This is a genomic window from Rhodanobacter sp. UC4437_H4, from assembly GCF_052978425.1.
The window spans coordinates 1,425,054-1,438,284 of sequence record NZ_CM129673.1; the positions used below are offsets into that span (position 1 = coordinate 1,425,054).

13 protein-coding genes are annotated in these 13,231 nt (G+C 67.1%); 2 read left to right on the forward strand and 11 right to left on the reverse strand.

The window, feature by feature from the left end:
* Positions 1 to 53 precede the first annotated feature (53 nt).
* From ACVCL3_RS06740 to ACVCL3_RS06790, 11 genes are all read right to left on the reverse strand, one after another.
* A complete protein-coding gene (locus tag ACVCL3_RS06740; protein ID WP_136256885.1) occupies positions 54 to 1,283 on the reverse strand; it encodes an ABC transporter permease in 1,230 nt (409 codons plus the stop codon).
* 11 nt (positions 1,284 to 1,294) lie between these two features.
* Positions 1,295 to 2,602, reverse strand: a complete 1,308-nt coding sequence (locus ACVCL3_RS06745) for an ABC transporter permease (RefSeq protein WP_447100782.1) — start codon at positions 2,600 to 2,602, stop codon at positions 1,295 to 1,297.
* 116 nt (positions 2,603 to 2,718) lie between these two features.
* Positions 2,719 to 3,975, reverse strand: coding sequence for an ABC transporter permease (locus tag ACVCL3_RS06750; RefSeq protein WP_447097029.1), 1,257 nt, complete (start codon positions 3,973 to 3,975; stop codon positions 2,719 to 2,721).
* 90 nt (positions 3,976 to 4,065) lie between these two features.
* Complete coding sequence (locus ACVCL3_RS06755) at positions 4,066 to 5,382, reverse strand: ABC transporter permease (protein ID WP_447100783.1); 1,317 nt, start codon at positions 5,380 to 5,382, stop codon at positions 4,066 to 4,068.
* Between the two features lie 49 nt (positions 5,383 to 5,431).
* Complete coding sequence (locus ACVCL3_RS06760) at positions 5,432 to 6,673, reverse strand: ABC transporter permease (RefSeq protein ID WP_447100784.1); 1,242 nt, start codon at positions 6,671 to 6,673, stop codon at positions 5,432 to 5,434.
* Positions 6,674 to 6,683: 10 nt separating this feature from the next.
* Complete coding sequence (locus ACVCL3_RS06765) at positions 6,684 to 7,994, reverse strand: ABC transporter permease (RefSeq protein ID WP_447100785.1); 1,311 nt, start codon at positions 7,992 to 7,994, stop codon at positions 6,684 to 6,686.
* 71 nt (positions 7,995 to 8,065) lie between these two features.
* Positions 8,066 to 8,776 carry an ABC transporter ATP-binding protein gene (locus ACVCL3_RS06770; RefSeq protein ID WP_447097033.1) on the reverse strand — a complete coding sequence of 237 codons (711 nt, stop codon included), beginning with the start codon at positions 8,774 to 8,776 and terminating at the stop codon, positions 8,066 to 8,068.
* A 126-nt stretch (positions 8,777 to 8,902) separates the two neighbouring features.
* On the reverse strand, positions 8,903 to 10,174 hold the full coding sequence (locus tag ACVCL3_RS06775; protein WP_447100786.1) for an efflux RND transporter periplasmic adaptor subunit: 1,272 nt from the start codon (positions 10,172 to 10,174) through the stop codon (positions 8,903 to 8,905).
* 182 nt (positions 10,175 to 10,356) lie between these two features.
* Entirely contained in the window at positions 10,357 to 10,962 is a 606-nt protein-coding gene (locus ACVCL3_RS06780; RefSeq protein ID WP_447100787.1) for a hypothetical protein, read from the reverse strand.
* Positions 10,963 to 10,964: 2 nt separating this feature from the next.
* Entirely contained in the window at positions 10,965 to 11,165 is a 201-nt protein-coding gene (gene hemP, locus ACVCL3_RS06785; protein ID WP_447100788.1) for a hemin uptake protein HemP, read from the reverse strand.
* Positions 11,166 to 11,250: 85 nt separating this feature from the next.
* Complete coding sequence (locus ACVCL3_RS06790; RefSeq protein ID WP_447100789.1) at positions 11,251 to 12,222, reverse strand: potassium channel beta subunit family protein; 972 nt, start codon at positions 12,220 to 12,222, stop codon at positions 11,251 to 11,253.
* 208 nt (positions 12,223 to 12,430) lie between these two features.
* Between ACVCL3_RS06790 and ACVCL3_RS06795 the strand changes: the two genes are divergently transcribed.
* Positions 12,431 to 12,652, forward strand: coding sequence for an AbrB/MazE/SpoVT family DNA-binding domain-containing protein (locus tag ACVCL3_RS06795; RefSeq protein ID WP_447097039.1), 222 nt, complete (start codon positions 12,431 to 12,433; stop codon positions 12,650 to 12,652).
* 9 nt (positions 12,653 to 12,661) lie between these two features.
* A complete protein-coding gene (locus ACVCL3_RS06800) occupies positions 12,662 to 13,090 on the forward strand; it encodes a type II toxin-antitoxin system death-on-curing family toxin (protein ID WP_447100790.1) in 429 nt (142 codons plus the stop codon).
* Positions 13,091 to 13,231 lie beyond the last annotated feature (141 nt).

Sequence of the window (13,231 nt, forward strand, 5' to 3'; positions counted from 1 at the left end):
AAATGCGCGACGCAGATCAAATCAAGGGCATCGCCCGCGAGCGGGCTCCTGCGTCACACCGACCTCGTTGCCACGACAGGTGGCACCGCCGCGGCGCGCAGCGCCGGACCGAGCACGGCGAGTTGGCCGATCAGCCACAGCGCGATCGCGCCCACCGGGAAATAGATCGCCGGCAATCGCGGCAGCTCGTAGTGCAGCATCAGGAACAGGTTGATGGCGTAGGCCAGCACCATGCCGAGCACGATGCCGATCGTGGCCAGCAGCAGGTTCTCGGTCTGGAAATAATTGAGGATGTTGCGCCGGGTGGCGCCCAGCGCACGGCGCACACCGATCGTGCGCCGCCGCTGCGCGACCCAGAAGCTGGCCAGGCCGACGATGCCCAGCGCGGTGACGATCAGCAGCGCGGCGATCGCGCCCACCAGGATGCCGGCCATCGAGCGGTCGTTCTCGAAGAACTTGTCGCGCACTTCGTCGTAGGTGCGCTGCTCGGTCACCACCCGCCGCGGGTCGGCTTTCTTCAGCGCCGCCACGGCGGCTTTCAGCACGGCCTGGCGATCCTGCGGGCGCGTGCGGATCAGGTAGCTCTGGTCCTTGCCGGCGCCCATGAACATCGGCAGGATCATCGAGTAGTGCGCGGTCGCGTCATCGTAGGCATTGGCGCGCGCCAGGTCGGCGACCACGCCGACCACGCGCACGCCGACCGGGCCGACGTAGATCGTCTTGCCGAGCGCGTCGGCGCCCGGCCACAGCCGTTGCGCCATGGCCTGCGTGATGACCGTGACCGGTGCGATGACCTTGGTGTCGCCGGTGGCCAGCGCCTTGAGCACCACGTCGGCGTCGAGCACCTCGTCGGGCTGCAGGTGGCGCCCCGCCAGCAGGCGCAGACCCATCGTCTGCGCCAGGTTCCCGCCGAAATAGGTGCCGGCGCTGAGGGTCGGCTGGCGTTGCTCCGGGTCCAGCTTGATGCTGGCATTGGACGAGGAGCCGCCCAGCGGCAACTGGTTGACCAGCGCCACGTCCAGCACGCCGGGCACTTGCCGGATCACGGCAAGATCCTCCCTTGCCCGCGCGTAGATGTCCGGCGATGGCGTCACCTCAGCCAGCTGGATCTGCACCAGCGCATGTTCGTCGATGCCGGTGGGCATCTCCATGTGCTGCAGGCGGTGGTTGATCATGAACACCGCGTTGCACACGATCGCGCAGGTCAGCGCGATCTCCAGGATCAGCAGCCAGGCGGTGGTCTTGTGCCGCCGCAGCGTGGAGAGGATCGGTCGCAGTTCCATGTCGGTAACCCTCAGTTGCTCTTGAGCTGCAGGGCCGGCGGCACCTGGCAGGCGCGCCACGCCGGCAGCATGCCGGCCAGCAGGGTCGAACCCAGCGCCAGCGCGAAGGTGGTCAGCAGCATCGTGCCGTCCAGGTGCGCCAACGCGGCATAGCTGGAGGGACGCTGGCGCACCACCCACAGGCCCAGTCCCGCCAGCAGCAGGCCGCCCACGCCGCCCACCACGCCGATCACGCCAGACTCGACCAGCAGTTGTCCGAACAGCGAGCGTTTGGAGGCGCCCAGCGCGCGCCGCACGCCGAGGTCGCCGGCGCGCCGCATGAACTTGGCCAGCATCAGCCCGACCGTGTTGACCAGGCACACCAGCAGGAAGCCGAACGCCAGACCGGTCTGCAGGCGCACGTCGTCGGGCACCACCCGTTCATGGGCCAGCCACTGCATCACGTTGCGCAGGCGCACGTTCGGCGCCTTCGCGAAACGCCCCAGCGCCTTCTGCTCCTGCGAGTAATGCACCAGGAACTGCTGGTAATCGGCCGCCTTGGACGAGCTGTCCAGCTGCACCCAGAACTGCAGCCACACGCAGCTTTCCGAAGGGTAGATCCGGCCTACGCCACCGGCGCCCCTGCCCCAGCAGTCGTTTGAGCCGTTGTGCTCCATCTTCAGATCCAGCGCCGTCTGCAACGGCACGAATACCTGCTCGGCGCGGCCGTAGGAGCCGGTGTTGAGATCGTAGAAGTGCGGGGTGGGCTCCCAGTCGTCGAGCACGCCGACGATGCGGAAGCTGGCGTCGGCGATGCGCAGGTTGCGGCCCACGCTGTCGGCGCCGCCGAACAGGCGCTCGTTGAGCTCGCCGTTGATCACCACCTCGCGCGCCTTGGCCTCGTCGTCGGCGGCGTTCCAGCCGCGGCCATAGCGAAACCGCGTGCCGAACATCGGGAAGAAGTCGGCAGTGGTGTAACGCGACTCCACGTAGAACGGGTCCACGGCCGAGGAGTCGGGCTGGATCGGCACGGAGCCGCCGGTCATCAGCGCCTGGCGATCGGCGCGCCCGGCGTGCAGCAGGTTCAGGCCATCGGTCAGGGTGACCTGCTCCGGCGGCTCGACCCCGGGCAGCTGGCCACTGTTGTCGCGCGGGTCGATCTGCGGGTAGTACAGCGTGCCGCTGCGCCCCGGCAGCGGGTCGCCCGACAGCACGTGCAGCACCGTGAGCGTGGTCATCGACGCACCGATGCCCAGCGCGATCGCCAGCACCATCAGCGCGGTGAGCGCCTTGTTGCGCTTGAGGCTGCGCAGGGCCAGGTCGAGGTAGTAGGCAAGCACGTTCGGTGTCTCCTTCGGAGGAGGGAACAGGGAATGGAGAATGGGGAATAGGAACCACCAAAGCGCGCGGCTTTTGCCTTTGACGATTCCCTGTTCCCGATTCCCGATTCCCGGCTTCAAGCCGCCCGCGTCGCCGACACCGGCGGCACGTTGGACGCGCGCCGCGCGGGCACGAACACGGCGGCCTGGCCGATCACCAGCATGGCCAGCACGCCGACGAGCACGTAGGACACCGGCAGGCGGGTCATCTCGTAGCGCGTCATCAGCCACAGGTTCAGGGCTATCGCCAGCGCGATGCCGAGCAGTACGCCGATGCCGGCAATCAGCAGGTTCTCGATCTGGAAGTAATGCAGGATGTCGATCTTGCGTGCGCCCAGCGCGCGGCGCACGCCGATCTGGCGATGACGCTGGCCGACCCAGAAGCTGGTCAGACCCACGATGCCGGCGGCAGTGACCGCGACCAGGATCAGGCAGATCACCCCCATCAGGATCGCCATGCCCACGTCGGCGCGATACGCCTTGGCGCGGATCTCGCTGAAGGGCCTGACGCTGTCGTCATCGAGCACGCGCAGCGGGTTGACCTTGTACAGCAGCGGCGTCACCGCGCGCATCGCCGTGTCGAGCTGGCCCGGCCGCGTACGCACGGCGTAGCGGGCAAAGTTGGCGTCGAGCCGGGTCGGGATCAGCGTCGAGTACCACGCGAAATCGTTGCCCCAGCTGCCGCTGGCGGGCGTCTGCATGCGCTCGACCACGCCGATGATGGTGGTCGGCGCATTGCTGCCGTCGCTGTAGATCACCTTGCCCACCGCGCCGCCGTTCGGGAACAGCTTGTCGGCCAGCGCCTTGGTGATGATCGCGATGGGACGCGGCGGCTGGTCGCGAAAGCCCTGGTGCTGCACGTCGCCGGCGGTGAACGCGCGGCCGGCCACCAGCTTCAGGCCCAACGTATCCAGCGCCTGGTCGTCGGTGAAGTAGTACGCCGTGCGGGTGTTGTCCTTGCCGCCGAGCTTGGCGCCCGGATCGTGCGACATCGAGCCCGTCCACGACGAGTTGAGCAGCGGCAGCGAATTGATCGGCGCCACCGACGTCACGCCGGGCAGGTTGCGCAACGCGGCGAGATCCTCGCGCTGCATCGCGTCGAGCTTCTCCACGCCGTCGGCGGTGTCGGCGCTGGGCGCGCCCACCCATTGCTGGGTGACCAGGAACAGGTTGCTCTCGTCCAGCCCGGTGGGCCGGTTCACCCGCTCGATGCGCTGGCCGATGATGAAGATCGCATTGCACACGATCGCCAGGGTCAGCGCGATCTGCAGCGAGATGAGCACGGTGCCGGCCTTGTGCTTGCGCAGGGCGGCGAGGATGGGATGCAGTTTCATGATGTAGTTCCTTGTCGCACCGTCAAATGGAACGGGTTTCCTTGAGGAGTGCGGCCATGGATGGCCGCTTTCTCGCGCAGGGAGAGCGCATTAGTTGCTCTTCAGTTGCCAGGCGGGCTGCACCCGCGAAGCCCGATAGGTGGGATACAGGCCGGCCAGCATCGTGGCGACCACCGCCACCAGCAGGGTCAGCACCAGCAGCGACACGTCGATCCGCGCCAGCGAGGCGATGTCGCGCGGCAACACCCAGCCCACGCTGGCCACGCCGGCGCCGGTCAGCAGCAAGCCGAGCACGCCGCCGGCCGCACCGACGATGCCCGCCTCGACCAGGAACTGCGTGTAGATCGCCGCACGCGGCGCGCCGAGTGCGCGACGCACGCCGATCTCGCTGCTGCGGCGCAGGAACTTGGCCAGCAGCAGGCCCACCGTATTGACCAGGCACACCAGCAGCAGGCCGAGTGCCACCAGCAACGACACCCTGGTGTCGCTGGGCACCACGTGCTGGTTTTCCAGCCACGCCGGCACGTCGCGCAGGCGGTTGTTCGGCGCCCAGCGGAAGCGCCCGGCGGATTGCTGATCCTTGGCATAGCCGTCGAGATAGGCGCGATACGCCGTCACCGCCGCGGCATCGTCCAGTTCGGCCATGAACGCGATCCACGCGCAGGGCGAATGCTGCAGGCCGACGAAGCCCGGTTCGTCCGGCACCGCGTTGCAGTTGGTATTGCCGTCGTTGGTGATGCCCGTCTGGATCGCGGTCTGGAACGGCAGGAACACGTCGGCGTCGGTGGTGGAGAAGCCACCGCTGTTGACCACGTCGTAGAAGCGCGGCTGCGGGTTCCACTGGTCGAGCACGCCAACCACCCGGTAATCGCGGCCTTCGACATTGACGATGCGGCCGACGCTGTCGATACCGCCGAACAGCTTCTGGTTGAGCTTGCTGCTGATCACCACGACCTGCGCGCGGTTGCTGTCGTCGCTGGCGCTCCAGCCGCGGCCATACCGGAACGGCACGTCCAGCATCGGAAAGAACTCGCCATACACGGCATGCCCGCTGACGTTGAGTGGATGTTTGCTGGCGTCGGTCGGCACGATCGAGGGCGAGATCTGGTACATCGCCGACTGCCGCTTGGCGCGGTGATCGCGCATCAGGGCCACCGCGTCGGTGTAGTCCATCGCGTTCGGCGGCTCGCCGTCGGGACTGCGGCCGTTCGGCCCCCACATGTCGATCTGCGGCACGAAGAGTTTGGACGACTTCCACGGAATCGGGTCGCCCGACACCGCACGGAACACCGACCACGAGGTCATCGACGCAGCCACGCCGAAGCCGATCGCCAGCACCATCAGTATGGTGAGGCCAGGGCTGCGTTTCAGGCTGCGCATCGCCAGTTCGAGGTAGTAGGCAAACATTCTGTCTCTCCGTCGTTTGAGCCCCTCTCCCGGAGGGAGAGGGGAAAAATCACACGCTCCGCGTCGCCTCCACCGGCGACACGCGCGAGGCGCGCAGCGCCGGCGCCAGCGTGGCGGCCTGGCCGAGCAGCACCAGCACCAGCACGCCCGCGCCCACGTAGGCCAGCGACATCCGGTCCATCGCGAAGCGGGTCACCGTCCACAAGTTGAAGGCGAAGCCCAGCACGATGCCCAGCACCGTGCCCGACACGCTGATCAGGAAGTTCTCGGTGAGGAAATAGGCGAGGATGTCGCGCTGCCGGGCACCCAGGGCGCGGCGCACGCCGATCTGCTTGCGGCGCTGGCCGACCCAGAAGCTGGTCAGGCCCACGATGCCGGCCGCGGTGATCGCCAGCAGCACCACGCTGATGATGCCCATCAGGATCGCCATGCCACGGTCGCGGTCGTAGACCTTGTGACGGATGGTGGCGTAGTCCTGGATGCCGTCCTTCGAATCGATGATGCGCAGGCGATTCTGCGCGTACAGCGCCTTGGGCGCCTCGCGCATGGCGTCGGCAAGCTGGCCGGGCCTGGCGCGCACGATGTAGAACACGCCGCGCGAATCATCCGCCCGCAACGGCCAGATCAGCGCCTGGCCGGCATAGCCGTTGCTCCACGAGTCCACGCCCTGCCGGTGCAGCGGATCGACGATGCCGACAATGGTGGTCGGCGTGGCGCCCATCGCATAGAAACTCTTGCCCAGCGCGTCGCCGTCGGGAAACAGGCGATCGGCCAGCACCTTGCTCACGATCACCGTCGGCGGGGTGACGGCTTCCTGGGTGCCCATCACCATCACCTCATCGGGGCGGAAGTTGCGGCCCGCGACGAGATTCAGGCCCAGCGTGTCGATGAAGTGCTCGTCGCCGGTGTACACCGCGGCATCCGTGGTCGGCTTGACCTGCTCGGGCGTCATGGTGACGAAGTTGTCCCAGCCGCCGCCCCTGAGCGGATACCCGCTGGCCGGCGTGGCGTCGCGCACGGCGGGCAACTGCCGCAGCGCGATCAGGTCCGCGCGCACCTGCGCATCGACCTGGGACGTCGACTGGCCCATGTCGGCCCACATGTTGGTGATGACGAACACGTTGGCCTCGTCCACGCCGCTGCTCGCGGAGAGGTTGCCCAGTCGCTGGTGGATGATGAACAGCGCGTTGCACACGATGGCCAGCGTCAACGCGATCTGCAGCGCGATCAGCAAGGTGCCTGCCTTGTGCTGGCGCAGTGCGGTGAGGATGGGCCTGACCTGAAAATTCATGGCGCTCTCCTCAGCTCGATTTCAGTTGCCAGGCGGGTTGCACGTGTGCCGCGCGCCACGCCGGGTAGAACGCCGCCAGCACGGTGGCGATGATGGCGACGACGAACGTCAGGCCCACCAGTGAGAGATCGAGCCGGGCCAGCCGGGCGATCTCCGGCTGGAACAGGATGCCCACGCCGGACACGCCCGCGGCCGTGAGCAGCAAGCCCAGCACGCCACCGGCCAGGCCTACCGTGGCAGCCTCGACCAGATACTGGGTGTAGATCTCGCGCCGCGTTGCGCCCAGGGCGCGGCGCACGCCGATCTCGCCGGCGCGGCGCATGAACTTCGCCAGCAGCAGGCCGATGGTGTTGACCAGGCAGATCAGGAAAAAGCCCAGCGCCACCGCCAGCGAGATGCGGCTTTCCGGCGGCACCACGTGTTCGTATTCGAGCCACTGCATCACGTCGCGCAGACGCACGTTGGCGGCCCAGCCGAAGCGACCGGCGCGCTGCTGGTCGGCGGCATAGTTGGTGAGGAAACGGCGATAGGCGGCGACTTCGGCGGCGCTGTCCAGTTCCACCCACGGCGTGATCCACACGCAGTTGCTCTGCAGATAACCCTGCCAGCTCGTGTAGGTGATCGAACCGCGGCAACTGTTGCGGCCGCCCGAGCGCATCTGCAAGTCCAGTGCACGGTTGAACACCATGTAGATGTCCGGCTCGTCGGCAAACCCGCTGGTGCTGAACAGGTCGTAGAAACGCGGGCGCGGATTCCAGTGGCTGGTGACGCCCACCACGTGGTAGTCATGCCCGCCAAGGTTGAACGTGCGCCCCACGCTGTTGGCGCCGCCGAACAGCTTCCGGTTGAGTTCGCCGCTGATGACGACGGCGCTGGCTCGCGCGTCGTCGTCCTGCGCACTCCAGCCGCTGCCGAAGCGGAACGGCACCTCGAACATGGTGAAGAAGTCGGCGGTGACGGCATAGCCGTTGGCGTTCAGGGGAAGGTCGCGGTTGCCGCCCGGCATCACCGAGAGTTGCACCGGATACAACAGGGTCTGGCGCTTCGCCTCGTGCGCCCGCATCAGCGCCATCGCGTCGATGTAAGCCAGTGCTTCGGCCGGCTCGCCCTTCAGGTTCTGCTGCGGCCCCCAGCCGTCCACCTGCGGCGTGAACAGCTGCGCCGACTTGCCAGGTATCGGGTTGCCGGACACGGCCCGGAACACGGAGTACGTGATCATCGACGCGGCCACGCCGAAACCGATCGCCATCACCATCAGCGCGGTGAGGGCGGGGTTGCGGCGCAGGCTGCGCAGTCCGAGCTGGAGGTAGTAGGCAAACATCTCTGGTTCCGGGATACGGGATTCGTAATTCGCGATTCGGAAAGGCCGATGCCCTTCCGATTCCCTATTCCCTACTCCCTATTCCCTGCCTTCACGGCATGGAAGCGCGGCTCCTCGGCCAGATCCACCACCTGGCCGTCGATGATGTGCACGTTGCGCTGGGCGCGGGCGGCCAGCTCCGGATCATGCGTGACCATCACGATGGTGGCGCCGTCGCGGTGGATCTCCTCCAGCAGCTCCATCACGCCGCGGGCCATCTGGGTGTCGAGGTTGCCGGTGGGCTCATCCGCCAGCAGCAGACGCGGCGAGCCGGCCAGCGCGCGGGCGATCGCCACGCGCTGCTGCTGGCCGCCGGAGAGTTCGGCGGGGTAGTGCTTGGCGCGCGAGGCCAGGCCCACGCGTTCCAGCGAGTCCATGATCCGCTGCTTGCGCTCGGCCGACTTCATGCCGCGATAGCGCAGCGGCACCTCGATGTTGTCGAACACGTTGAGGTCGGGGATCAGGTTGAACGCCTGGAAAATGAAGCCGATCTTCTCGTTGCGGATCTTCGAGCGGGCGTTGTCGTTGAGGTTGCTCACCTCCACGCCGTCGAGGTGGTACTCGCCGCCGGTGAACGTCTCCAGCAGGCCGGCGATGGTCAGGAAGGTGGTCTTGCCCGAACCGGACGGCCCGGTCACGGCCACGAACTCGCCCTCCTTCACGTCGATGTTGAAATCGCGCAGCGCATAGGTCTCCACCACTTCGGTGCGGTAGACCTTGGACAGGTGGGTCATCTTGAGCATGCTGGTTCCTCGGTGGTTGGTGTAGTGGGAATAGGGAATAGAGAATCGGGAATAGAGAGCAGAGGCGTGGGATCGCGAGTTTTCCGATTCCCTATTCCCTATTCCCTATTCCCGGCTGCCATCTCGCTATTGCGAGATGGCAACCTTCGCCGCGCCCTTGAAGCTGTCGGTGCCGGAGATCACGATCTTGTCGCCTTCCTTCAGGCCTTCGAGGATCTCCACCTTGTCGATGCTGGAGGCGCCGATGCGGATCGGGGTTTTCGTGGCGATGCCGTCGTGCACCAGGTAGGCGTAGCTGCCGCCGGATTCGTCGACGAAGGAGCCGCGCTGCACGGTGAGCACGTTGTCGCGCTTGTCCAGCAGCACGCGCACCGACAGGCGCTGGTTCTGGCGCAGCTGGTTCGGCGTGGTGCCGTCGAAGCGCAGCCGCGCGGCGACCTGGCCGTTGACCACTTCGGGCGAGATCGCGCTGACGATGCCCTTCCAGGTGTGGCCGTTGCCGCTGATCTCGCCGGTCATGCCGATGCCGAGGTCGCGGGCGAAACTCTCCGGCACCTGCATCTCCACCTGCAGTGCGGACAGGTCGACCACGCTGAGCAGCTGCGCATCCTTGGCCACGGTGGCCTTTTCGGCGATGAACAGCTGGCCGACCTGGCCATCCACCGGCGACTTCACATGGAGGTCGTCGACCTGGCGCTTGAGGTCGGCCACCAGCAGCAGCTGGCGGTCATGCGCCAGCTTCTTGGACTGGATGTCGAAGTTGAGACTGGCGTTGTCCATGCCCAGGTCGCTGCGCGCGTGTTCCAGGGCGATGTTGGCCTTGTCCAGGGTGTCCTTGGCGCGGTCGACGTCCATGCTGGGCACGGCACCGCGGGCGAACGCCTTCTGGTAGCGGGCGAGATCGCGCTGCGCGGTCTGCAGGTCGATCTTGGCGTTGTCGTACGCCTTCTGCAGGGCGGAGCGCTGCTTGCGCGCGTCGACCTGAGCACGCAGGTAGTCGACCTGCATCGCGTCGGCGTTGCTCTGTTCCTGCGCCAGCTTGTTGGTCAGCTCGGGGCTGTCGATGGTGGCCAGCACCTGGCCTTTCTTCACCGTGTCGCCGGCGTGCACCTGCAGCGTCACCGCGCCGCCGGAGGTCGCGTACAAGGTGGGGCTGACCGCGGCCACCACCTTGCCCTCGGCGGCGATGTCGCGCACGAACGGGCCGCGCTCGACGGTGGCGAACGACAGCCGCGAGGTGCTCACCGAACCGGAGGCGGAGAACAGCCGGCCGATCCCCGGCGCCAGCCAGGCCAGCAGGCCGATCACGAGCACGCCGACGGCAGCGAGGATCAGCTGCCGCTTGCGATTGGGTTTGACCTCTACCAGTTTGTCCTGTGCCGATGTGTCGCGAATCATCGTGTCGTTCCCGGCCGCGTGCAGGGCGGCTACGCAGGAGACAGAGCAATCCGCATGCCATCGACGCGATGCCTAGAAAACACCGTTTTTTCAATGTGTTGCGACGCACCCGTGGCGGTGGCGCAGTGTCCGCGGACAGTGCACGGACAGCCGGACGCCGCCGCTGGCGACGACCGGCGGGTTCAGCGGAGCGTGGCCGCGTCGCGGGCGATGCGCGCTGCCACGTCGCGCCCCAGCGGCGAGGCGGACGCCACGGCATCTGCGCCCAGCAATTTCAGGCCGGCGGCAAAGCGGCGCAATCGGAAACGCAGCACCCGCACCGCGGCCGGCGGCGATGCGAACGCGTCCGCGCGAGCGCCGGCCGCCGCGATGTCGGCACCGGCGCACAAGGCGTCCCAGGCCAGATAGTCGGTATCCGGCAACAGGTAGAGCCGGGCGAGCAGGCACTCTTGCGCATCGCGGCATTCCATCCACTCGCGCGGGCCATCGGCAGTGACTGCGCTGGCGAACGCCAGGGTGCGCGTATGCAGCAACGGCGCGAGATCGGCGGATTCGACCAGCAAGCCCGGCAACGGCCTGCCGCGCAACATGCGGGGCATCGCACTCGGCGCATACAACACGTTGCCCAGCGCCGGCAGTCCGGCCAGCCATCGCGCGGTGGACAGGCACAACCACGACCTGCACGTGGCGGCGGCCTCCTCCGAGCCGCAGATGCCGGTTCGCCTGCCTGTGGCGAACTGCGCCGCCATCCGCCGCAACAGGGCGGCACGATCCAGCCGCATGCCCATGGCTATTTGGTCAGGATCAGTTTGTCGTTGCGGGTCAGGCGCAGGTGGTACTCGCTGCCCTGATGCTGGATCACCAGCTCGCGCCCGCCGGCCAGCAGCAGATCGCTGGCGACCCGGCGCGTGGCGGTGGCGAGCCGCGGCGCCGCGCCGCGGTGCACGGCAGAAGGGGGAAACGGGGACGGACGCAAGGAGAGGACGGGCATCGGAGTTCCTGCGGTGGCGGGTACTCAAATAATAATCATTCTCATTTGAGAGTCAACCACCCTCGCGGACTCCACGCGCGACGGGTCAGCCACCCACCGCCTGCCGCATGCGCCCGGCGAGCGCCGCATCCAGTCGCGGCAGCAGCTCCAGCGCGTCCAGGTTTTGCGCCAGCTGCTCGCGCTTGCTCGCACCCAGCATCACGGTGGATACGTGCGGGTTCAGCAGGCACCAGGCGATCGCCAGTTGCGCCAGGCTGGTGCCCAGCTCGTCGGCTATCGGCTGCAGCGCGCGCACCTGCACCAGGCGCTCGTCGCCCTCGCCCAGCACGCTCTTGCGCAACCATTCGTAGCCCGGCTGCGCGAGCCGCGAGTCGGCGGGGATGCCCCGGTCGTACTTGCCGCTCAGCAGGCCCGAAGCCAGCGGCGACCAGATCGTGGTGCCCATGCCGTACTTCTCGTACAGCGGCGCATATTCGCGCTCCACCCGCTCGCGGTGCAGCAGGTTGTACTGGGGCTGCTCCATCACCGGCGCGTAGAAATGATTCTCGCGCGCCACCCGATGGGCCTCTTCGATCGCCTCGGCCGGCCATTCGCTGGTGCCCCAGTACAGCACCTTGCCCTGGCGAATCAGCGTATCCATCGCCGCCACGGTTTCGTCGACCGGGGTGTCCGGATCGGGTCGGTGGCAGAAGTACAGGTCCAGGTAGTCCACGCGCAGGCGCTGCAGCGCCTGATGGCAGGCCTCGATCACATGCTTGCGCGACAGGCCGCGCTGGGTCGGCCGCGGCTCATCCACCGCGCCGAAGAACACCTTGCTGGACACGCAGTAGCTGTCGCGCGGAAAGCGCAGATCGGCCAGCACGTCACCCATCACCTGCTCGGCCACGCCGTTGTTGTAGGTCTCGGCGTTGTCGAAGTAGTTCACCCCGCGATCGTGCGCCAGCGCCAGCATGTCGCGCGCCTCGCTGCGCCCGACCTGCCTGCCGAAGGTGACCCAGGCGCCGAACGACAACGCGGACAACTGCAGGCCGGATCGGCCGAGGCGACGGTATTGCATGGGATGACTCCTTAGATCAGGAACGGAATGAGCGGGAAATACCCGAGCATGGCATGGCGGACGTCACGGCAAGGTCGGCAACGATGCCTGTCATGCCAAGTCCGCATTCTCGCGCGCTGGCGGCAATGCGGCTGCGCCGCAACGTGCCACGCGTTGCAGCCGGGAAATCGAGCGTATAACATACGTTATAACCATTCCGGAGGCCGCCATGAAACTGAAGATCACCACCATCGGCAACTCCGCCGGTGTCATCCTGCCGCGCGAACTGCTGGCCCGCCTGCGGCTGGAGAAAGGCGACGAGCTGTTTGCGCTGGAAACCCCCGACGGCATCCGCCTCACTACCTACGACCCCGCCTTGGCCAGGCAGATGGAGGTGGCGGAGGAGGTCATGCGCAAGGACCGCAACGTCCTGCACAAGCTGGCGCAATAGGTGGCAGCCATGATCGTCTGGATCGAAAGGCCGCTCGCCATCGCCATCCACGAACGCCAGTTGGCCGAACATGGCGGCGGCACCGGCGTGCGCGACGACCATCTGCTGGATTCAGCACTTGCACGCCCCCGACAATTGCATGCCTACGTCGGTCCGCCACCGGACCTTGCCGACCTCGCCGCCAGCCTCGCCTACGGGCTGGCACGCAACCATCCCTTCGTCGACGGTAACAAACGCACGGCGCATGTCTGCTACCGGGTCTTCCTTGCACTCAACGACGCCGATCTCGTCGCCAGTGACGAAGACAAGTACGTCGCCATGATCGCCCTCGCCGAAGGCAGCTTGGCCGAAACCGAGTTCGCCGCCTGGCTGCGCCAGCACATCAAGCTCGACGGCAAGAAGCGCGTGAACGAGCCGCGTACGCGCTGCGCGCGCTGAAGCCCCGCTTTTCCGTCATTCCCGCGAAAGTGGGAATCCGATGTCCTCGATCATTCTCGGGTCGAACCGAAACACTGTCCCAGCTTGTCCAGCCTCGTTGTCGAACAACTCGCGGGGATGACTGCGCCCAGGTGTCACCTG

Coding starts and splice junctions, on each gene's coding strand:
- ACVCL3_RS06760 (WP_447100784.1), bottom strand. CDS start 6,673: ATGAATTTTCAGGTCAGGCCCATCCTCACCGCACTGCGCCAGCACAAG.
- ACVCL3_RS06770 (WP_447097033.1), bottom strand. CDS start 8,776: ATGCTCAAGATGACCCACCTGTCCAAGGTCTACCGCACCGAAGTGGTG.
- ACVCL3_RS06750 (WP_447097029.1), bottom strand. CDS start 3,975: ATGAAACTGCATCCCATCCTCGCCGCCCTGCGCAAGCACAAGGCCGGC.
- ACVCL3_RS06755 (WP_447100783.1), bottom strand. CDS start 5,382: ATGTTTGCCTACTACCTCGAACTGGCGATGCGCAGCCTGAAACGCAGC.
- ACVCL3_RS06800 (WP_447100790.1), top strand. CDS start 12,662: ATGATCGTCTGGATCGAAAGGCCGCTCGCCATCGCCATCCACGAACGC.
- hemP (WP_447100788.1), bottom strand. CDS start 11,165: ATGCCCGTCCTCTCCTTGCGTCCGTCCCCGTTTCCCCCTTCTGCCGTG.
- ACVCL3_RS06795 (WP_447097039.1), top strand. CDS start 12,431: ATGAAACTGAAGATCACCACCATCGGCAACTCCGCCGGTGTCATCCTG.
- ACVCL3_RS06790 (WP_447100789.1), bottom strand. CDS start 12,222: ATGCAATACCGTCGCCTCGGCCGATCCGGCCTGCAGTTGTCCGCGTTG.
- ACVCL3_RS06775 (WP_447100786.1), bottom strand. CDS start 10,174: ATGATTCGCGACACATCGGCACAGGACAAACTGGTAGAGGTCAAACCC.
- ACVCL3_RS06765 (WP_447100785.1), bottom strand. CDS start 7,994: ATGTTTGCCTACTACCTCCAGCTCGGACTGCGCAGCCTGCGCCGCAAC.
- ACVCL3_RS06740 (WP_136256885.1), bottom strand. CDS start 1,283: ATGGAACTGCGACCGATCCTCTCCACGCTGCGGCGGCACAAGACCACC.
- ACVCL3_RS06780 (WP_447100787.1), bottom strand. CDS start 10,962: ATGGGCATGCGGCTGGATCGTGCCGCCCTGTTGCGGCGGATGGCGGCG.